The sequence below is a fragment of the Paenibacillus sp. IHBB 10380 genome (assembly GCF_000949425.1).
In the GTDB taxonomy this organism is placed as follows: domain Bacteria; phylum Bacillota; class Bacilli; order Paenibacillales; family Paenibacillaceae; genus Paenibacillus_AQ.
This window is the reverse complement of sequence record NZ_CP010976.1, coordinates 3,920,769-3,940,605: the sequence shown is the minus strand read 5'-3', so window position 1 is coordinate 3,940,605 and position 19,837 is coordinate 3,920,769. Positions and strand designations below refer to the sequence as shown.

The 19,837-nt window shown below is 37.9% G+C and carries 22 protein-coding genes; 19 read left to right on the top strand and 3 right to left on the bottom strand.

The window, feature by feature from the left end; all coding sequences use genetic code 11:
• Positions 1 to 377 precede the first annotated feature (377 nt).
• Positions 378 to 2,324, bottom strand: coding sequence for an ABC-F family ATP-binding cassette domain-containing protein (locus UB51_RS17790; RefSeq protein WP_044878449.1), 1,947 nt, complete (start codon positions 2,322 to 2,324; stop codon positions 378 to 380).
• A 158-nt stretch (positions 2,325 to 2,482) separates the two neighbouring features.
• Between UB51_RS17790 and UB51_RS17785 the strand changes: the two genes are divergently transcribed.
• From UB51_RS17785 to UB51_RS17730, 13 genes are all read left to right on the top strand, one after another.
• Positions 2,483 to 3,112 (top strand): 5-formyltetrahydrofolate cyclo-ligase, encoded by a 630-nt coding sequence (locus UB51_RS17785; protein ID WP_044878448.1) that lies wholly within the window; start codon positions 2,483 to 2,485, stop codon positions 3,110 to 3,112.
• The gene (gene moaC, locus UB51_RS17780; protein WP_044878447.1) at positions 3,113 to 3,586 is read left to right on the top strand and encodes a cyclic pyranopterin monophosphate synthase MoaC; all 474 of its coding nucleotides are present in this window, start codon (positions 3,113 to 3,115) and stop codon (positions 3,584 to 3,586) included.
• A gap of 34 nt (positions 3,587 to 3,620) precedes the next feature.
• The gene (locus UB51_RS17775; RefSeq protein ID WP_044878446.1) at positions 3,621 to 4,106 is read left to right on the top strand and encodes a MogA/MoaB family molybdenum cofactor biosynthesis protein; all 486 of its coding nucleotides are present in this window, start codon (positions 3,621 to 3,623) and stop codon (positions 4,104 to 4,106) included.
• A gap of 148 nt (positions 4,107 to 4,254) precedes the next feature.
• Complete coding sequence (locus tag UB51_RS17770; protein WP_044878445.1) at positions 4,255 to 4,488, top strand: twin-arginine translocase TatA/TatE family subunit; 234 nt, start codon at positions 4,255 to 4,257, stop codon at positions 4,486 to 4,488.
• 194 nt (positions 4,489 to 4,682) lie between these two features.
• Positions 4,683 to 5,462 (top strand): twin-arginine translocase subunit TatC, encoded by a 780-nt coding sequence (gene tatC / locus UB51_RS17765; protein WP_044878444.1) that lies wholly within the window; start codon positions 4,683 to 4,685, stop codon positions 5,460 to 5,462.
• 427 nt (positions 5,463 to 5,889) lie between these two features.
• Complete coding sequence (locus UB51_RS27295) at positions 5,890 to 6,084, top strand: helix-turn-helix transcriptional regulator (protein WP_324607783.1); 195 nt, start codon at positions 5,890 to 5,892, stop codon at positions 6,082 to 6,084.
• The gene (locus UB51_RS17760) at positions 6,078 to 6,497 is read left to right on the top strand and encodes a glycoside hydrolase family 2 TIM barrel-domain containing protein (protein ID WP_082063181.1); all 420 of its coding nucleotides are present in this window, start codon (positions 6,078 to 6,080) and stop codon (positions 6,495 to 6,497) included. Before UB51_RS27295 ends, UB51_RS17760 begins: the two co-directional genes overlap by 7 nt.
• Positions 6,498 to 6,819: 322 nt before the next feature.
• Positions 6,820 to 7,302 (top strand): DinB family protein, encoded by a 483-nt coding sequence (locus tag UB51_RS17755; protein ID WP_052675998.1) that lies wholly within the window; start codon positions 6,820 to 6,822, stop codon positions 7,300 to 7,302.
• Positions 7,303 to 7,331: 29 nt separating this feature from the next.
• Complete coding sequence (locus UB51_RS17750) at positions 7,332 to 7,535, top strand: DUF4177 domain-containing protein (RefSeq protein WP_044878442.1); 204 nt, start codon at positions 7,332 to 7,334, stop codon at positions 7,533 to 7,535.
• A gap of 19 nt (positions 7,536 to 7,554) precedes the next feature.
• Positions 7,555 to 8,070, top strand: coding sequence for an NUDIX domain-containing protein (locus tag UB51_RS17745; RefSeq protein ID WP_044878441.1), 516 nt, complete (start codon positions 7,555 to 7,557; stop codon positions 8,068 to 8,070).
• A gap of 317 nt (positions 8,071 to 8,387) precedes the next feature.
• Positions 8,388 to 8,669, top strand: coding sequence for a co-chaperone GroES (gene groES / locus UB51_RS17740; RefSeq protein ID WP_044878440.1), 282 nt, complete (start codon positions 8,388 to 8,390; stop codon positions 8,667 to 8,669).
• A 103-nt stretch (positions 8,670 to 8,772) separates the two neighbouring features.
• Positions 8,773 to 10,404: a chaperonin GroEL gene (groL, locus tag UB51_RS17735; RefSeq protein ID WP_044878439.1), complete on the top strand. Its 1,632-nt coding sequence runs from the start codon at positions 8,773 to 8,775 to the stop codon at positions 10,402 to 10,404.
• Between the two features lie 131 nt (positions 10,405 to 10,535).
• A complete protein-coding gene (locus UB51_RS17730; protein WP_044878438.1) occupies positions 10,536 to 11,447 on the top strand; it encodes a tyrosine-type recombinase/integrase in 912 nt (303 codons plus the stop codon).
• A 223-nt stretch (positions 11,448 to 11,670) separates the two neighbouring features.
• Here the strand turns inward: UB51_RS17730 and UB51_RS17725 are convergent, their stop codons facing one another.
• Complete coding sequence (locus UB51_RS17725) at positions 11,671 to 12,354, bottom strand: hypothetical protein (protein ID WP_044878437.1); 684 nt, start codon at positions 12,352 to 12,354, stop codon at positions 11,671 to 11,673.
• 644 nt (positions 12,355 to 12,998) lie between these two features.
• Between UB51_RS17725 and UB51_RS17720 the strand changes: the two genes are divergently transcribed.
• The 6 genes from UB51_RS17720 (at position 12,999) to UB51_RS17695 (ending at position 18,689) form a co-directional block, all read left to right on the top strand.
• Positions 12,999 to 13,199, top strand: coding sequence for a helix-turn-helix domain-containing protein (locus UB51_RS17720; protein WP_044878436.1), 201 nt, complete (start codon positions 12,999 to 13,001; stop codon positions 13,197 to 13,199).
• Between the two features lie 17 nt (positions 13,200 to 13,216).
• Complete coding sequence (locus UB51_RS17715) at positions 13,217 to 14,515, top strand: hypothetical protein (protein WP_144407036.1); 1,299 nt, start codon at positions 13,217 to 13,219, stop codon at positions 14,513 to 14,515.
• A 108-nt stretch (positions 14,516 to 14,623) separates the two neighbouring features.
• Positions 14,624 to 15,427 (top strand): hypothetical protein, encoded by an 804-nt coding sequence (locus tag UB51_RS28575; protein ID WP_044878434.1) that lies wholly within the window; start codon positions 14,624 to 14,626, stop codon positions 15,425 to 15,427.
• Positions 15,428 to 15,578: 151 nt separating this feature from the next.
• Positions 15,579 to 17,147 carry a TOTE conflict system archaeo-eukaryotic primase domain-containing protein gene (locus UB51_RS17705; protein WP_044878433.1) on the top strand — a complete coding sequence of 523 codons (1,569 nt, stop codon included), beginning with the start codon at positions 15,579 to 15,581 and terminating at the stop codon, positions 17,145 to 17,147.
• Between the two features lie 357 nt (positions 17,148 to 17,504).
• Positions 17,505 to 18,299: a DUF5677 domain-containing protein gene (locus UB51_RS17700; RefSeq protein WP_044878432.1), complete on the top strand. Its 795-nt coding sequence runs from the start codon at positions 17,505 to 17,507 to the stop codon at positions 18,297 to 18,299.
• A 210-nt stretch (positions 18,300 to 18,509) separates the two neighbouring features.
• On the top strand, positions 18,510 to 18,689 hold the full coding sequence (locus UB51_RS17695) for a hypothetical protein (protein ID WP_044878431.1): 180 nt from the start codon (positions 18,510 to 18,512) through the stop codon (positions 18,687 to 18,689).
• Between the two features lie 302 nt (positions 18,690 to 18,991).
• On the opposite strand, the gene UB51_RS17690 is transcribed toward UB51_RS17695, so the two are convergent.
• Complete coding sequence (locus UB51_RS17690) at positions 18,992 to 19,447, bottom strand: hypothetical protein (protein WP_044878430.1); 456 nt, start codon at positions 19,445 to 19,447, stop codon at positions 18,992 to 18,994.
• Positions 19,448 to 19,837 lie beyond the last annotated feature (390 nt).

Below are 19,837 nucleotides of genomic sequence, written 5' to 3'. Positions count from 1 at the left end.
GGCTGTTGTCTTTTTGCGAACAAAGTTGGAATTTGTCAAGATGTGGACAAAGTTATCCACATATTCAAGGACGATTGTGTACAAATCGACTCAATTCATAATTTACAGGGGTTTGAGATAATACTGAATCCGTGGATAGCTTTTTCACAAAAACTGTGGATAATGTGTATAAGTTAGTGGATAAAAGTGGAATTTTACACAAAACGCGATTATATAGAGGATATTAAGCTCTAAATGTAAAAAGATAGAGAGAGTTATACACTTTTATCGGGGATAAGATTGTGTATAACTCTCTACATGTATAAAAAAAATTATTTTGAATATTGACAATTGTATTTAATGTCTTAAATATCATTGCATGGTCTTATGAAATTTGCCTAATCGACAGCAAGTATTTCCCACTCTTCATATACTTGTTCAAGTTTATGTTTTCTCATCTGAACCTGTTGTTGACGCTCTTGAAGAGCCATATAATCTTGGAATATGTCGGGAAGAGCCATTTCTGCTTCCAAATCGGATATTTCTCCTTCAAGTAACTGGATGTCTTCCTCTAACACGATAAGTCTACGTTGGCGGTTCCGCTCTTCACGTTTAAGTTGCTTGTCTGCTTCGAAGGAGGATACCCCTGACTTGTCGGTAGCATCTATCCCTGCATCTACTTTAGAAGAACGGGCAGCTAGCTCCAATGCTTCCTGGCGGATTTCGGCTAATTCTTGTTTTTTCTCTGTGTAATCGTCATAATTTCCAAGGAACTGCTCGGTTCCAGTAGCTGAAAGCTCGACAATACGTTCCGCCATTTTATTCAAGAAATAGCGGTCATGGGATATGAATAGAAGTGTGCCTTCATAATCAATCAATGCAGATTCGAGTACTTCCCTACTGAATAGATCAAGATGGTTCGTAGGTTCATCCAGAATGAGCATGTTGGCTTCTAATAACATTAACTTCGCTAAAGCAACCCTTGCCTTCTCGCCACCACTAAGTGCTGATACTTTCTTGAGTACATCCTCACCACTGAATAAGAAATTACCAAGAACGGTTCTAATGCGTGCCTCTTCCATATGTGGATATTCGCTCCATAGTTCCTCAAGCACGGTATTGTTTGTTGCGAGATTAGTCTGTTCTTGGTCGTAATAGCCTATTTTGACTTTCGTACCCCAATGAATCGTACCCTCCGTTGGCGTGAGTGTACCAATCATAGACTTTAGCAACGTGGATTTACCAATACCATTAGGACCAATTAAAGCAATAGTCTCCCCACGGCGCATATCAAATGACGCATGTTTAAATAGGGGTTCTTTGGGATTGAATGCGATGGATAACTCTTTAACCTGTAGGACTTCTTTACCAGATGTATAAGCCACTTCAAATGAGAAATGTGCCTTCTTAAGCTCGCCCATAGGCTTATCTAATCGATCCATCTTCTCAAGTGATTTACGGCGACTTTGAGCTCGCTTGGTCGTAGAAGCACGTACCAAGTTCCGCTGGACGAAAGCTTCCATTTTGGAAATCTCATCTTGCTGTTTATCATATTGTTTCAATTGTGATTCATATTCGGCAGCTTTGAGCTCGATATAACGGCTGTAATTGCCTGTGTAACGCTTGGATTGATGTCTTTCTATTTCCACAATAGTTGTGACAAGTCTATCTAGGAAATAACGGTCATGAGAGACGACTAATAGCGACCCTGAGTAAGATCTAAGGTAATCTTCCAACCACGTCAATGTAGCAATATCCAAATGGTTTGTCGGCTCATCGAGCATAAGTAGATCGGGTGCAAGGAGGAGAATACGAGCTAATGCAAGCCTAGTCTTCTGACCACCACTGAGTGTGGATACGGAAGTATCTGGCGCGAAATCTCCAAATCCCATACCGTGTAGAACGCTACGGATGCGCGTCTCCATTTCATAACCGCCCTGATCTTTGAACCAGTCAGAACGTACGGCATACCGATCTAGGAGGTCTTGATATTTCTTGTCATTCTCCATCATGGCAGGATCAGCAATTTGCTGCTCCATCGTTCTTAGTTCCTGTTCCGCTTCAATTAAGGGAGTGAATACACTCAGCATCTCTTCCCAAATACTACGATCCGATTGCAACCCACTATTTTGGGCTAAGTATCCTATGGTTGTTTCTTTTGCTTTGAAAATTTGGCCACTATCATAAGACATTTCACCCGCTAATATTTGTAGAAATGTAGACTTACCGGCGCCATTCACGCCGACTAATCCGACCCGTTCTCTCTCAAGAATTTGCAAGTTAATTCCATCAAGAACGGGAAGGACACCATATAATTTTTTAATTCCAGTAGCTTGAAGCAGCATGCCTTGGGAACCTCCATTTATGTTCTTATATATAGGTAGTTTACATGAAAAGAGTTGAATACGCGACTTAGGAGCAGGACTTCAGACCATTCTTGGCGAAAAGACATTAACAGTGGTAAACTAAGAGCAAATCACACGTAAAAGGTAGCTGTATAGAAATGAATAGGGACAATCGTGGAATATCCGACATCAAAAAAGACTTGCGTATATATATGTCTAGCATGCGAAATGCTTTGTCTGAACGTGAACGTGAGATTTGGTCGTATGAATCATGTCATCATGCTTCTGTTTATTTGAATAACAGGGGCATACGTTGCTTTTTAACGTATATTCCATTTCGGTCTGAACTGAGCACAGTGTCACTTATTGAATGGGGTTGGCAACAACAACTACAAGTTCTAGCTCCCAGATGTCATCAAGAAGATTGTTCCATGATGCTACATACCATTAGGAACTGGCGTGATTTGTCACCTGGTGCGTATGGAATACCTGAACCTAATGTAGCGCAAACGGTAAGCTTAGCACATGACTTTGTGCCAGAGGCGATTATCTTGCCGGGACTTGCGTTTGATGGTAAAGGGGGAAGATTGGGTTACGGAAGTGGTTATTATGATCGCCTATATGAGCGACTACGGCATGTAGATATCTCCCGACCTGCTCCATTATTAATCGGAATTGGGTTTGAGATGCAGGTGTTGAGTAAAGTACCCATGGACGGGCATGATGTGGCGCTGGATGTTCTCATTACAGAGAATGGTATTGTGAATTGCAAGGGGGAGACTACATAGATGGGGATGACACATTTTAATGACCAAGGAAGAGCACGGATGGTCGATGTAACCGATAAAGAAGTGACAGCCCGGACAGCCGTAGCACAGACGATAGTTACGATGCAGCCAGGAACATTAGCTAGCATCAAAGCCGGGAAAGTCGGTAAGGGAGATGTACTCGCCGTAGCTCAAGTTGCGGGTATTATGGCAGCCAAGAAGACGTCGGATTGGATTCCGATGTGTCATCCTTTACCTTTGACAGGTATCAATATTCATTTTACTGACAATGACAATAATGAACTTTATATAGAGGCAACCGTTAAGACTACAGGGAAGACAGGCGTAGAGATGGAAGCTTTGACGGCAGTATCAGCTGCAGCTCTTACAGTATATGACATGTGCAAAGCGTTGCAGAAAGACATGGTAATCGGACCCACACAATTACAATCTAAGTCAGGTGGTAAAAGCGGCGATTATCAGTTAGAGCAGTAAAGAACATATAGAGGTGAAGAAGGAGGGTGATCATATGGTGTGGAAAACAGCGATCTTAACAGCGAGTGACAAAGGGTCCAGAGGCGAACGTGAAGATACGAGTGCCCAGGTCATCCGGGAATTGGTGGAAGAGGAGCTAGGCGGAGAGATTGTGGAATATCGCATCGTGCCGGATGAACAGGATGAGATTATTGCATCGCTCATTGAGTTAACCGATTATTTTCGAGCAGATCTTGTATTGACTACAGGAGGAACTGAACTTGCGATTCGAGATGTAACCCCAGAGGCAACGATGCGGGTCATTGAGCGGGAAGTACCGGGGATTGCAGAATCTATGCGTACAGCAGTGATGCAGAGAGATCGTTCCGCTATGTTATTTCGTGGCATCTGTGGGATAAGAGGTCGCACGCTTATTGTCAATCTACCAGGGACTCCGAAGGGAGTTCATGAATGTTTAGCAGCAATTATGGACCAACTACCCGAAGCCTTACTCATGGTTACAGGTCAATATAAACAATAAAAGTTACAATAAAGACAAATATGTCTTCATTTACTTGGTTTTTATGTGACTAAAGTTATGGTATTATAACTTTATTGAGTATTGTTAGAAATTGATCACATTGTTTTAATGTAACTGACTTGATTTTTATTCATGAGGAGGTATATCCATGTTTAATTCAATCGGAGTGCCAGGAATTATATTACTTGTTATTTTGGCACTACTGTTGTTCGGACCGAATAAGCTACCTGAATTAGGTCGTGCTGTCGGGCGTACATTTAAAGAATTTAAGGATGGTGCACGTGATATTATGGACGACCAGCCTACTACGCGTAAGACTGAACAAGTAGCTCAGCCCGTCATTACACATCAAGAGGTTGAATCCAAGCGTCTTCCAGAGTAAGAGGTAACTTTAATATGGCTAGATCTTAGGTCCCTTCCTTCGGGGAGGGGCTTTGTTTAAATATAAGAAGGGTATAAGTTATCACGATACTTTGCTTATATTTCTACGAGAAACGGTTACCGTCCCTTTAAGGACACGGTGAAGCCGTTTCTTCTTGTGTTCAGAAAGCCGTAGATAGCGAAAGGTGGGCGATCATGTCAGAAGAACAAGATAGCATGTCTGTGTTCGAACACTTAGGTGAGCTACGCAAACGCATCATATATGTCCTAGTCGTATTTGTCATTGGGCTAGTGATCGGACTAGTATTCGCTAAGCCAATATATTTTTACTTGATTAATGCAGATGCAGCTAAAGATTATGTGCTCAATGCCTTCTCCTTCTGGGACGGTATCGGGATCTATATGAAGATTGCTATGGTTGTTTCCTTGGTTCTATCTATACCCACTATAGTCTACCAATTATGGGCCTTTGTGAGTCCAGGACTGCGAGAAATTGAACGTAAAGCTGCACTTCGATATGTACCTTTTGTCTTTATCTTATTCTTAGTGGGACTAGCATTTGCTTACTACATTGTATTTCCTATGGCATTATCATTTACGACTTCTATCACACAAAGTATGGGGTTAAAAGAAACATACGGCATGACACAGTATTTCAGTTTTATGTTTAGCCTAGTACTGCCTTTGTCGTTACTGTTCCAATTACCTGTGATTGTAATGTTTTTAACCAAAATTAGGATTCTGAATCCACTGAGTCTTCGGAAAATGCGTAAAATATCCTATTTTGTACTCGTCTTTATAGCGGTTGTTGTCACACCACCAGATTTCATTTCAGACTTCTTAGTGACCATCCCATTACTTATATTGTATGAGTTCAGCGTGTTTCTATCCTCCTTAATTTATCGCAAGCAGTTAGCTGCGGATGAAGAGCTGGAGCAAAGATTTCGTAAACCAACAGATGGATCAAATGAATAAACAAGAAAGCGCACTTTTCATTTAGAAAAAGTGCGCTTTTTTAAGGCGCAACACCAAAGTCAGTGCTTGATAAATATATTCCGTTGATAAGTGACCGCTACGCGGATGGATTGTCCTTCCGATCGCTGTTGCCCCCAAATTTTTTTGAATATACTGTTTTTTTTGGTTGAAATTCAGGGGCAAAGGCGAACGCTACGCTTCTCCACGACAATTCCATCCTCTTCGCTACAACCAGCATAGAATTCTATCTTCAGCAAGAACTGATTATGAATTAGAACCTTTTTAAATTAAATATTTCTTCAAATTCTTTTCTTATTCATCCAAACAGCAACATAATCTACCATTTCTCTCATGGGTATAAGATAACTTGTTGCATCTCCAACGTTACCTTCTATTACAAAGTTTGTCTCTTTACGAAAATCGTTAAATATCTCATCTGAGTGAATATATTCTGAAAATGAGGATGGATAAAGCAAGACAATTGCTGCTCAACACGAGTATGAAGGCATACGAAGTGAGTGAAGAGATCGGTTATTTAGATCCAGCTTATTTTATAAAAGTATTTCGAAAGTGTTTTGGAATGACGCCTCAGGAATATCGTGATCGAAAAATGAAATTCTAAATCTAAACGCTAATCTTGTTCGTCTAGGACATTACCCTAACCATGTGTATACGTATTTGTTAACCGATCGACTTGGCATAGCTACGATGAGTGAGGTACCGATCTGGCAGTTTGATACGAAACATTTTGAAATTCAAGCGGAGAAACATCTATCCGATCAAATGTGGAGAGAGATGATCTTCTCCCAATACAACCGTCCCTCCGTGCTGATGTGGAGTACACAGAATGAGAGCAAGGACGTGGAGCTTCGTAAAGAGTATAACGCAAGGGTAGCTCAAGATTTACATGATCATTATGACGACGGTAGGTTAACAACGCAAAGTGCGGCGGCAGATCAACCTGGTGCAAATGACGCTTCCATGGAACCGTTAGATGTTGCTGGATGGACGATGTATTTGCGAGAAAAGGGTTAAAACAATGCTTGAGAAGGATTATGGAAAATTAAAATAAGCGGCATGAATATGAATAAAGAGGGGCGAGTGAACCTATCAAGAGTAGAATCATGGCTCTGATCGATAAACTCGTCTTTTTGTTGTAAAAGCAAAAAAAGTAGTTTCATATTTTTTCAAAAAATTGGTATAATTAGTGAGGAAGCTCAGGGTCAGCAAAGGTTATATTGAAGGGATGCAGTTATCACAAGGAGAAGTGAAATACATAATGTGAATGGACAACAAGATGAAAGACTTGAAGAAAGTTCAGTAGATTAAATAAGACAATAAGATAGGTGGGTTTGACATGATGGAGACTATTGAAAGTAAGGAACAATTATTAGAACAATTTAGTGAGTGGATAAGTTACGTAAAGAAGCTCGAAGGATATGGTGAGGACGTATGGAATGAAGAAATAGCAGAGGGCAAATGGTCATTACGTGAACTAGTAAGTCATATGATGTTATGGGATAAGTATTTCTTCGAAACAGCCATTGAGAAGATTTACAAGGAAGAGACATTGACGCTTCAGCATCAAGACTTCAATGAATTTAACGACAAGGCCATGGAATACGGGAAGAAGACTAGCATCAGACAATTAATTGATCAAACCATCGACTATAGAGAACAGATTATTCAGCATATTCGTAAGTTACCTGAGGAGTCGTATCTGGCAAGCTATGGTGCAGAGGAACCCTTTCGTCTTCCACAATATTTGAAAGATTTCATATGGCATGATCAGGGTCATATGAGTCAATTAGATCACTTTATCCAACGCCATTCTCATTAATCGTGACCTTAAGAAAAGGAGGGGAGACCATGGATCAATGGGAATATAAAACGATAAAATATAAGACCATAGGCTTTCTTGGAGGTAAGGTGGATGAGGAACAATTTGAGGAGGATTTGAATCAATACGGATTCGATGGATGGGAACTTGTATCTTGTTTTGATACGAGCAACATGCAAGGACAAACCGTTGAAGTTATTATTGTGTTTAAGAGAAAGGCCTTATTAGGTTAGTTATGGAGGCGAACATAGCATGAGATTAATCCGAGAAATAGATGATACAGATATTGAACGTGAAGAACTGAGTAATCCCAATATTGCATATACCGTTAGAAAGGCATCAAGGGCTGTTGTATTCAATTCTTCGAAGCAAGTGGCGTTAATCTATGTTTCTAGAGATAAATATCATAAGCTTCCAGGTGGTGGGTTAGAGAAGGGCGAGGATCATGTGACCGCCTTGAAACGGGAATTAGTAGAAGAAGCAGGCGTAGAAGCTCGTATCTTAGATGAAGTTGGAATGATCATCGAGTATAGGAATGAACATAGACTTCTTCAAATATCGTATTGCTATTTAGGTGAAGTGGCTGATAAAGGGGTAGATCCCAGCTATACGGAAGAAGAGAGAAATCAAGGTTTTATTCTGAAATGGGTACATATTGAAGAGGCTATTTCTCTATTGGAGAACGACCATCCTAAGAATTATGTCGGTCAGTTTATAAAAGAGAGAGACATTACATTTGTGAAGGAAGTAGCGAGAACCAACGTATAAGTTAACCGTGCACCACAGATGTAGCAAGCTAGACCTTCAAGTTGTGAAAAATTCATGAGAGGCATCTTCTATAAATCGTTTGATTTTTCACAAAGGAATGTAAATAGGCTGGGTATTAGGGCTATTTCAAGACGATGAGGAGAGAATGTAGAGTGGTTTGCATATTTTTTGGGATAAAATATGTAAAGGGACTTGAAATGTTCGCTCAAGTTGAGTATCATAAATAGTGGTTGTTAGCACTGATGCTTGTCGAGTGCTAATACATATTCGACAGTTTGATATTGTATCACAACATACTAATAAGGAGGCTATTTTTCATGATCAAACCTTTAGGTGACCGCGTTTTGGTAGAACCAATCGAGCAAGAGGAAACAACGGCATTTGGGATTGTCCTTCCGGACTCCGCTAAAGAAAAACCACAAGAAGGTAAAGTAATTGCTGTTGGTAGCGGATTGGTAAAAGACGGGGCTCGTGTTGCTCTCGAAGTTAAAGAAGGCGACAAGGTGCTTTTCTCCAAATATGCCGGAACAGAAATCAAATATGAAGGTAAAGAATATTTGATTATGAAAGAAAGCGACATTCACGCAATTGTAGGTTGATTATATGAAATGAACTAAAGCTAACCCTTTAGTTCAATTTGTATGACATCTAAACATAAGAGAACACATGTAATATATAATCCATAAGGAGGAATACATCACCATGGCAAAAGATATTAGATTTAGTGAAGACGCTCGTCGCTCTATGCTACGCGGGGTAGATGCTTTGGCAAATGCAGTAAAAGTAACACTAGGACCTAAAGGTCGTAACGTTGTTCTAGAGAAGAAATTCGGTAGTCCCCTCATTACTAACGATGGTGTTACCATTGCTAAAGAAATCGAACTAGAAGATGCTTTTGAGAATATGGGCGCACAGCTTGTTAAAGAAGTAGCTACGAAGACTAATGATGTAGCCGGTGACGGTACTACTACTGCTACTGTACTTGCTCAAGCGATGATTCGCGAAGGTCTTAAGAACGTAACTGCGGGTGCTAACCCAATGGTTATCCGTAAAGGGATCGAGAAGGCAGTTAAAGCTGCTGTAATCGAATTGAAGAACATTGCTAAGCCAATCGAAGGTAAACAATCCATCGCACAAGTAGCATCAATCTCTGCTGCTGATGATGAGGTTGGCGAATTGATCGCTGAAGCTATGGAAAAAGTAGGTAATGACGGTGTTATCACTGTAGAAGAATCCCGTGGATTCGCTACTGAACTAGAAGTTGTAGAAGGTATGCAATTCGATCGTGGATACATTTCCCCATACATGATTACAGATACGGACAAAATGGAAGCTGTACTTGAGAATCCATACATCCTAATTACAGATAAGAAAATTACGAACACACAAGAAATTCTACCTTTGCTTGAAAAAGTTGTACAACAAGCTAGACCTCTTGTGTTGATCTCCGAAGATATCGAAGGCGAAGCACTAGCTATGCTAGTTGTTAACAAATTGCGTGGTACGTTCAACGCTGTTGCTGTTAAAGCACCAGGATTTGGCGACCGTCGTAAAGCTATGCTTCAAGATATCGCTGCATTGACTGGTGGACAACTGATTACCGAAGAACTCGGTCTTGATCTGAAATCAGCAACAGTTGAACAATTGGGTACTGCACGTCAAGTACGTGTAACGAAAGAGAACACAATTATCGTTGACGGTAACGGCAACAAAGCGGATATCGATGCTCGTGTGAATCAAATTCGCGCTCAATTGGAAGATACAACTTCTGAATTCGACAAAGAGAAATTGCAAGAACGTCTTGCTAAACTTTCAGGCGGCGTAGCCGTAATTAAAGTTGGAGCAGCAACAGAAACAGAATTGAAAGAACGCAAACTACGCATCGAAGATGCCCTGAATGCAACTCGCGCTGCGGTTGAAGAAGGTATCGTATCCGGTGGGGGTACTGCGCTCGTGAACGTATACAATGCAGTAAATGCTGTAGATGTAACAGGCGACGAAAGAACAGGCGTGAACATTGTATTGCGCGCTCTTGAAGAACCGATCCGCACGATCGCAGCTAATGCTGGTCAAGAGGGTTCAGTTATTGTGGAACGCTTGAAAAAAGAAGTTATCGGTATTGGTTACAATGCGGCTACTGACGAATGGGTGAACATGTTCGAAGCTGGGATCGTTGATCCTGCTAAAGTAACTCGTTCCGCATTGCAAAATGCAGCATCTGTAGCAGCTATGTTCTTGACTACTGAAGCAGTAATCGCTGATAAGCCAGAACCAGAAAAAGCCGGTGGAATGCCTGATATGGGCGGCATGGGTGGAATGGGCGGCATGATGTGATAAGGGATAAAACCCTTGTTGCATTTGAGAAATAGTTAAGGCTATTTTTCGCTCAGTTTGAGAACTGGTCACGTAAAAAACTATTTTCTAAAGTATAGACTACTTCCTAAAAACAGGAGGTAGTCTTTTTTATGTTATTAAAATTTGCTTATCAGGATTTTCTAGATGACAGACGGTTCAAGAACACGACAGAGAAGAACATTAGGAACTATCAAACCATGCTCGGTGCATTTGTGGAGTATTGTATTCAGCATGAGGTTGTAAGTGTAGAAGACATTACTTATAACCATGTGCGTCAACATCTTATGGAATGTCAAGAACGAGGTAATAAAGCAGGTTCAATCAATACTAAAATCATGCGAATTAGAGCCTTCTTGAACTATATGGTGGAATGTGAAGTCATAACGAAAAACCCTGCTAAACGAGTTAAAATGCAAAAAGAAGATGTTAAGATTAATGTTTTCACTGATGAACAAATACGACAGATGCTGAACTTCTACAGACGTATAAAGCAACGAGATAAAAGCTATGTTGCTTATCGGGATTATATGATGATAGTCACTATTCTTGGAACGGGAATTAGAAGAGGTGAAATCATAAGTCTTCAGTGGTCTGATATTGATTTCGTCAATCAAACTATTGCAGTTTTCGGGAAAAGTAGGAGGAAAGATACCCTTCCGATAACTGATAAGTTATCTAAGGAATTAGCAGCTTATCAAATCTTTTGTAAGCAGCATTGGGGAGATTTAAGTGACTATGTTTTTGTGAAAAGGGATAATAATCAAATGACTGAAAATGCGTTGATGTTAGTTTTTAAATATCTTGGACAAAAAATGAATTTTAAAGATGTTAGAGTGTCTGCTCACACTTTTCGACATACATTTTGTCATCGGCTTGCTATGTCTGGAATGAGTGCTTTTGCAATTCAAAAGCTAATGAGACACCAAAACATTGTAGTCACGATGAGGTATGTTGCCATGTGGGGGAATGAATTAAGAGAGCAAAATGATAAATATAATCCATTAAATTCTTTAAATATCTAAGCGGTTCGAAAGATGAACGAGCAAATGTAACATATTGAATATACTATGCTTTCTAAATGAGTTTATAGACATGATGGAGCCGTACTATCTCATTAATACTTAAAAATCACATTAGACCACTTAAAAGACAGTCTCTGTAGCTAATTAAGAAGAGGATATCTTATACAATGAATAACAGCCCTTAAGAGTAAGAAATTAAGGGCTGTTATTTCTAGTCGTTCAGCTATTCTAGCTTTTTTAGAAAAGATTTTACTTCTTCAAGTTTATCTTCTTTTATTAAATTGCTTAACTCTGTTAATTCATCCTTCACTGAGGAGTCCACGATTTTATTGGCTTGTTGTATAACTACCTTTGAATATTCTTCGATTCTATCAGCTGGCAATGCCCCTTTTTTTTCAGTAAGTTCAACATATGTCCCTGCTTGAGAAACTGCTATCTCTTTGAAGGAATCTTGCCATTCCTTGCTAGTTTGGTCATCCTTATTATTAGTTGTTGACGTATCTGTAGAGACATCAGCTTCCACTTCAACTTTATAAGAATCTTTTTCCGTTAAACCAGCCTGTACTGCACCCTTTTGTGTATAAGCTATGAATGAGTGTGCCTTCAGCACTCCGAAGTTGTCTTTAACATCAGGTGCATGTATATATAAATGTAGAGAATCGAGGCTTTGATCTTTATACTTGCTTTGAATTTCTTGAGTGATACCTTCAAAGTCGGTCTCTTCTGTAGTAACTCTAATCTCACGTTGTTCAGTATTTTTGAACTTTTCATCGACAACGATTTTGTAGTTCAATTCCTTTTGGCTTACATTAGATGTTGAGACTGGCGTTGTCTCGGTTCCGCACCCTCCTAAAGCGACACTACAAGCAACTAACAAACTAAAGCTAAACAATGGAAATTTCTTCACGGTTCATATCCCCTTCTGTCTTTTTTAACTCCACATAGAATCAATTTTCCTAGTATGGGCTTTGATTTTGTGCATGTTCATTCTACTAATAAATTGATTAAGTATCTACCATTATTATCTATTATTGTGTTTTTCGCGGTCTTTGTACCTAATTTTTATGATTTCGTACGCTTTCTGGAATACTTGATGTACGTGATAGCTGTCATTTGTCACACATACAACCTGAGTGGAGTGCTAATCAGCTTCTAGGTGCTGTGCTAGTATACAACTCAGACCACATCAGAGTCCCTGTCTGCGGTTTACTTGCAGTGACCTAACTTGTGTTAGCCAATGTCGAAGAATCGGTTACAAACGTTTCTGCAAGGATTATATTTTATCTACATTCGATAGCTATTCATAGGTCAATTGTTAGAATGAAGAAGCGGGTTTTCTTAATAAAACACTATGAATATCACGGAAACATCCCTGAACTTGACAAGTAATCTAAATTTTGGTATAATATAAGTATAGTTGAAATATTACAGAAAAGACCGTTCCTAACTCTGGGACGTCTTTTGTACGTTATTTTGATTTTATCCAGTTGAGGGGATGGAAATCCTCTTATTTTGCGTTGGAAAAATAAGAATCGAAGGGAGTTATTAATTATGGAAATTCGTGAAAAGTACCGTATTTTGAGGTTTAAGAAGAAAATTAGATTCAAGGAGTTGGCAAAGTATATGGGTTGTAGCGTTTCTCAGGTCAGCAACTTTGAAAACGCTCACAGTGGATTGAGTTACGATAAACTGGTTAAGTATATGCAGTTTATTGATGAACATAACAAAGAAATGGACGGTGAAGTGGTATGAGTTTATGCGTAATTATATTGGAACAAGACAGAATCTTCATTGCGGGAGATAGTAGAACATCAATTGGTATTGGTGGAAAGAAGTACGCTCTTGGAGAGTGCCAGAAGATCATAAAGATTGACGACATGGTTGTCTTTCGAAGTGGTAGTGAATCAATAACAAGACTTGTATTGGACGAATACCTTCAAACGGATAACAGAAGCATGAAAAAGCTACAACTGCTTACAAATAAGCATGTGAAACTTTTTGATAAGAATGCGAATATTGATTTGGGTGATACACTTCATGCTGAATTTGTCATTGCAAAAGTGGAAGGCACAACTCCTGTGATTTATAACATTTCTTCTAGCAATCCAGACAACATCACACGTATTGAAGGTGAAAAATCAACTATTACAATGAGCATGGGCGTTATAGGTGAAAATACCAACAAGCTTGTAGAGTCATTGAATGGAAAACTAGATAATCATGCATTATTTAAAACTGTTTATGAAACGCATTCAAGTGAAACGATAGGCGGTAGACTGACACACTATTTCCTTGATAAGGATCAAATTATAGAATACCAATCAAAAATTATTGATTCACGTCCAATTAGATATGCCAAATATGAGAATGATGCAGTTCAACTAGATACAACCAATGGATTAGTCGTAACAAGAAGTGACAACCAAACAAAAGCAGTATTCAATGCTACAGATGGACTCAAGTTCCAAAAGAATGTTAACGGTAATTGGGTTGATAAGTTTTACTATGATGTTAATTCAGGGAACTTGGTTATGGATGGTTCAATAGATGCGAAGGAGTTTAAAATTGGCGGAGTAAATGCCTTGGTTGGGAATAGGATATCAGTTAATTCCATTGAACCATTAGAAGTTGGCAGGAATGTACATATGGGAAGAAATGCAGTAATTTATTGGGATCAAGTACCTGATAAGCCTTATATTCCAACTTTGCCAAGCTACATTCAAAATACTAGAATAACTTCAACATCCATTGAGTCACCGAATATCAGTGGTGGAGTTATTACAGGTGGGAAAATTATTGGGGGAACAATTGAATCAGGAACGACCATTAATGTGGGAACAGATATTACTGTAGGGAATAATCTTCATATAGGTGACCCAAGTGGAGGGAATGATAAGACAATATACTTCAATAGTAGTGCTTATATAAGTTCTGGAAGATATGGTTATTCTGATATAACCGTAAGTTCTGATGTCATTAATATGAATGGACGAACGCAGTATTCGGGAACGGTAGACTTTTCTAGTGCAATTGTCGTTGGCTTGAACCTTACAGCTAAGTTTGGATAGACTTTTTGTCATGCAATTTTATGAAAATGTTATGAAATTATCAGAAAGAACGTTACAAAGAAAATATTTATACCAATTCTAAAAATATACTTAAGGAGAATGATAATTATGGGAATTAAAACTAAAAAGTGTTTGAAATGCAAAGAAATGTTACCAACTACAGAGTTTAACCAAGAGAAAAAGAACAAAGATGGGTTGTACTCGTACTGCAAGAAATGTAGAACAAATTACACAAGAGAGTGGAGATTAAAGAAGTTTGAGGACGATCCGTATCTTTATTTACTAAAGGAGTCATGTATTAAGGCTTTCGGTCGTGGTCAACCTAATTATCATAAGTCGGGATATAGTGGTATTCTCTGTGAATACCCAAGCGTAGACGTGTTCGTGAAGACTCTACAGAATGATCCTACAATTAACTCAGATTGGATAGCACAAACGGATATATTCTTAGTCACTAAGGATATGTCTGATCGTCCAACTCTAGATCGAATTGATAGTAATGGTAACTATGTACTCAAGAATCTGAAGGTGTCGCCATTTGGAGTTAACAGTTATACAGCAAATGTGAAGCCTGTCCAGATATGTATCCTTGAAGGTACTGGTATTAAGGAACACAATTTCCCAAGTGTCGCTGATGCAAAGAAGTTAGTTAAAACGATGTTCAACGTGCCAGCATCGACACTAAAGCATTTGGACAGTGGAAGCATAGTTACATTGGGCAATGGTTTGAAACTATTGGTACAGTCTCAGAATGGCGATGTGAAGGATACTGAGAGTCCCAAGTATCGTGTAGTGGTGAATACCAGATACGTAAAATACGATCTTGAAACGGATGAAGAAGTAGATTCGAAATTGGGATATCAAATAGAATATGTATCAAGCGGAATTAGACTAAACAAGCTTCTCAAATGAGTTGTTATTGTGAATAGCTATATTTCTCATGAAGATTTATGAAAATGGATGCAAAAAAATGAAAGTATTCATATCAAGCAAAATTAAAAATTATTAGAGCATCTACTTAATGTGGATGCTCTTTATTATCATACGACAGGAGAGGATTTAGATGTATCAAGGGGAAAAAGGGGATAGAAAAGATAATGTGATTAATAGATTGTATGATTTGTACATAGTTCAAACCAAGAAGTATTTAGTTCAAGATTGCAATGGTAAATACAGTACAGTCAACAGCAAAAAGGTTTCAGGAGATGGGAATAAAGGAATGCCACAACTTCTACCATACATAATGGAACGTCATTTGGAACAGAAACATACAGTTGGTGTATTTAGTGGTGTAGCTTACAGCAAATTTCTTTGTTTTGATGTTGATTATAAAGACCTTGAGTATGCTAGATGGCAGACCTACCGCATTTCACATGTATTGGATAGTATCGGGGTGCACAATCACTATATAAGCTTCAGCGGCAACAAAGGGTATCATATTGAAATCTTCTTTAATGAATTAATTGATCTTGTTACAGCTAAAAGGTTCTATCAGTTTGTCTTGAAGGAAGCAGATATTCAAAAATGTGAAAAAGGCGAAGTTGAATTTAGACCTACCGATAAGCAAGGCGTTAAACTTCCACTTGGTATTCATCAGGTTAGTGGCAACTTTTGCGGCTATTGTGAAGTTGAGACAGGACTAGCAGTTATGAATTTAGAAAATAGTGGAACTTATTTACTCGAAATCAAGAAAATTAGTAGCACTATAATTCATAATATTCTCGAACGTAATGATGATGTTCATGAATTTGTGGTAAGCAATAATAAACCTGCTGAAACTGACATTATAGACACTGAAGAAATTCTTACTGAACACAGAGATTTACCTATCTACTTTAATACGGAAGATTCTATTATAGACAGTGCAATTGAGTTACTGAAGAATGGATTACAGATTTCTGGAACAAGGCATAATTCTTTATTTAAGATAGGATTGTATTTAAAGTATCTGGGTAATGACAGAGAATTGACAGAGCAGATGCTGATTGATTGGATGAATAAACAGAATAAAGCATTCTACAGAAGCGATGAGAATGAATGCTTTAGAGACATTCAGGAAATTGTCAGCTATATTTACTTGAACGATTCAACAATAGTTCCGAAACAGAAGGAAGTCTTTGTGAGCAAGGGCGAAGTTGATGCAATAATTGAACGTTGCAAAATGAAGAATTATAAGCTTTTAACCTACTCTATGCTGGTTCATGCAAAACGATTTGCGAGAGGTGATGGAGTGTTCTTCATGACGCTTAAGCAAATGACAGAAGCAACAGGTCTTGTGGAGAGTACCGTTGAAAGGAATATGAACAAACTTGCTGAGATTGGAGTAATTGAAATCGTAGAACGGAATCGAGTGCAGAGTGGAACTCATAGGAAGAAACCTAATTTATATCGAATGACATTAGTATTGGAGAATGTTAATGAATTAACTGACTCATTAGATTCTAATGATAGTGATATTAAATTGGTTGATGAAATGAAACCACAAACATGCGTGATGAATAGTACATTCACTACTTCAGATGATGATTGTAGTTCTGGTATCGTTGCATGTTTTAATCATTACTACACTCAGTCTCAATTAAGAAAGCTGTTGTCAAGAAAGCAGTTTGATAGTTTTGCCTATGTTGCTTAGTTAGCTGGTTGAGGGTTGTAGGTAGAGGTAGTGCTGAGGGAAGTGCTTTGGTAGACCTTTGGAAGTGCTAATTAATATAAATACCTATTAACCCTCAAAACGTACACTGGGTTCAAAAATGGAGAAGTATTAAGAGTTAAGGCGTAGGGTAGAGGTTGAAGAGGATAATAACTTGATCTCAAGTAAAGTACATAACTGCACGCTAGCATCTATGCTCCATGTTGTTTAGTTTGGTTATGAACGTTGTCTGGAGAGTGTACAATCGTTTTTAAGAAGCACAGCAATTTGAAGTTTGCAATGAAGCATCAAGAGCATGGTATAGTTATATTAACTTATTTAGGAAGTTAAGGTGATGTTATGGATTTTGAATGCGAAGGCTTTCTCGGAATTGAAGCTGACTCATTAATGGAGGAAGCCCTTGAAGATTACGCTCCTTGGTTTAATTTAGCCTATGATGTAAACAGATTAGTAAATGAAATAAGACAAAGTATTCAAGTCGATGGAGATCAGCATAAGGAAATACTCATTCATATGCTAGTTACAAAGATATCGAATCATTTTCAATCTATTATTTTGTTACTTAAAAAGGGCTTATCAGTCGAAGCTGATATTCTTGTACGTTCTATGTTGGAAAGTGTGATACCTATACGTCTATTAGTGATAGATGAAAAGTTTTTTGATGAATTTGTAAGAAATGATAAGGCAAATAAATATTCGCTTTATAACGTACTACTTGATAAACGAAACGAGAATGTGTTTGAAGTAGCGAAGATTGATGCTACTAAAAGGGATGAATTAAAAGATGAATTATCTCCCTTTTTCAAGGATGGAAAAATAAGGACTTTTAAAACTGAGGAATTAGCAATACGATCGGGTATGAATATGGATTATCAATTAGCATATCGTTACTTAAGCGGATATGTTCATTCCTCTTTTGATACATTAGAGAAGGCATACCTTATTATAGAAGAAGGTGAGTTAGTTGCTTTTAATTATGGGCATTATACAGAGCCATATCCGAGAATACTTTTCTCTAGCATGTATTTCGTTTTGAAAGCGATAGAGCACGTTAACGAGTATTTCAATGTGGACAAGAAAGAGGAAATAGAAATCATAGTGAAAGGGATTCAAAGTTTAAACGCTAAGCAGTAATTAAGGGTTGAAGTTATAGGAGTACATATTTGTGTTAGGGATAGACACTACCCTAGATACCATCAGTAACTATGGTGGAGAGGGATTCGCTTCTTCATTTATAGGGAATAATAAAGTAATGAAGCCTTTTATAATACGAGATATACCATTGACAATGCTAAGTTAGAGTAGTGTTTCGTACCCCTAATTAGTGAGAATGGAGGTTCAAAAATGGTGGTGTCAAACGCTGAGTTTCAAGTGATTATTGAAAAGCTACCAGAATCAAAGTTAAACAAGTTAAAACAATATGCAGTTAAGCTATTAAATGAAGAACAAGAGGAATTTAACAAAGGACTAGACTTCCTATTTAACAATTACAATGAAGCGTTGGATCGATTAAAAGATAGGTGAAGTGTAAGTGTAAGAAGTTTAGGTTGTAGATATAGATAAGCTTAGACCAGCAATTGTGGTTAGCAATAACGATTTATAACATATACTTATCTGATCACTATTGAAAATCTTGGTTTCGGAGATATTAATGAACATGTGAATGGTCTGTAAAATGAGATACTTGATAATCAAAGAAGGTTGGAGTCTTGAGTTTCGATACAGATATGTATGAGGTAATTCAAAAGTATCTGAAAGATACAAATTGGTGTCGGTTACTGAACTAATGTGTCACGTTAATTTTAATTTCCAAAATGATGTTTAAATTATACCCCAATTGTTGGAATCATTTTATTGATTTCCTCAATTTTATGGTAGAGTGGAAATAAAATTCCAATAAATATGGTATGAAGAAAATAATATATGAAGTAATGGATAACAATCGCAGCTATAATAGTGATTCCTTTTATTATAGGAGCAAATTCTTTTGAATCATTAAACAATTCATTTAATTTATAAAACCCAATGTCATATAGTATAATTACAGTGTACGCAGTTGCAACTAAGCTTACAGCCCTAAGCCCAAACGGAACCATGTTGCTCATATCTAATCCGTTTTTAAGATAGTTAGTAAAATAAAGATAATCAATAAATGTAAGCAATTCTCCAAGCACAGGAGTATTGCTAGCAATGCTATTGCCTAAGAATCCAATACTAATAAATTGTAGTAAACTTGCAACGATAACTACGGCTAGAAAAATGTAGATATGTTTTTGTTCCATTATTTTGTCCTCCATGAAAGTGATGTTAAAGTAATTAATTGAATTAAATACTCCTAAACCAATACTCTAGGATTCTCACCCAATTCTAAGAGAACAACCATAGTATTGATTATCATCAGACATTAATTCGACAAATTTATCCAAATTCCTTCATTTTTATCTCTACTGATTAAATCCTTAACGAGCCATTTGATAAAGAGTTGACTCACCGTCATGACAATCCTATGAAACATCTAATAGTTATCACAAATATTTCAATAGACTTTTCGGATGGAAGTGTAAAGAAGAGCCAATGATGTCACGCTTCACGATAAGAACATTGAACTTTTTATCTGCAAACAAGAGAGAATATCAATGAGTCATTAACAATTTACGTTAACGCGTTATCGT

Bases quoted from the DNA above. Each gene is read 5' to 3' on its own strand.
- UB51_RS17790 (WP_044878449.1), bottom strand. From the start codon at position 2,324: ATGCTGCTTCAAGCTACTGGAATTAAAAAATTATATGGTGTCCTTCCC.
- UB51_RS17785 (WP_044878448.1), top strand. From the start codon at position 2,483: ATGAATAGGGACAATCGTGGAATATCCGACATCAAAAAAGACTTGCGT.
- moaC (WP_044878447.1), top strand. From the start codon at position 3,113: ATGGGGATGACACATTTTAATGACCAAGGAAGAGCACGGATGGTCGAT.
- UB51_RS17775 (WP_044878446.1), top strand. From the start codon at position 3,621: ATGGTGTGGAAAACAGCGATCTTAACAGCGAGTGACAAAGGGTCCAGA.
- UB51_RS17770 (WP_044878445.1), top strand. From the start codon at position 4,255: ATGTTTAATTCAATCGGAGTGCCAGGAATTATATTACTTGTTATTTTG.
- tatC (WP_044878444.1), top strand. From the start codon at position 4,683: ATGTCAGAAGAACAAGATAGCATGTCTGTGTTCGAACACTTAGGTGAG.
- UB51_RS17755 (WP_052675998.1), top strand. From the start codon at position 6,820: ATGATGGAGACTATTGAAAGTAAGGAACAATTATTAGAACAATTTAGT.
- UB51_RS17750 (WP_044878442.1), top strand. From the start codon at position 7,332: ATGGATCAATGGGAATATAAAACGATAAAATATAAGACCATAGGCTTT.
- UB51_RS17745 (WP_044878441.1), top strand. From the start codon at position 7,555: ATGAGATTAATCCGAGAAATAGATGATACAGATATTGAACGTGAAGAA.
- groES (WP_044878440.1), top strand. From the start codon at position 8,388: ATGATCAAACCTTTAGGTGACCGCGTTTTGGTAGAACCAATCGAGCAA.
- groL (WP_044878439.1), top strand. From the start codon at position 8,773: ATGGCAAAAGATATTAGATTTAGTGAAGACGCTCGTCGCTCTATGCTA.
- UB51_RS17730 (WP_044878438.1), top strand. From the start codon at position 10,536: ATGTTATTAAAATTTGCTTATCAGGATTTTCTAGATGACAGACGGTTC.
- UB51_RS17720 (WP_044878436.1), top strand. From the start codon at position 12,999: ATGGAAATTCGTGAAAAGTACCGTATTTTGAGGTTTAAGAAGAAAATT.
- UB51_RS28575 (WP_044878434.1), top strand. From the start codon at position 14,624: ATGGGAATTAAAACTAAAAAGTGTTTGAAATGCAAAGAAATGTTACCA.
- UB51_RS17705 (WP_044878433.1), top strand. From the start codon at position 15,579: ATGTATCAAGGGGAAAAAGGGGATAGAAAAGATAATGTGATTAATAGA.
- UB51_RS17700 (WP_044878432.1), top strand. From the start codon at position 17,505: ATGGATTTTGAATGCGAAGGCTTTCTCGGAATTGAAGCTGACTCATTA.
- UB51_RS17695 (WP_044878431.1), top strand. From the start codon at position 18,510: ATGGTGGTGTCAAACGCTGAGTTTCAAGTGATTATTGAAAAGCTACCA.
- UB51_RS17690 (WP_044878430.1), bottom strand. From the start codon at position 19,447: ATGGAACAAAAACATATCTACATTTTTCTAGCCGTAGTTATCGTTGCA.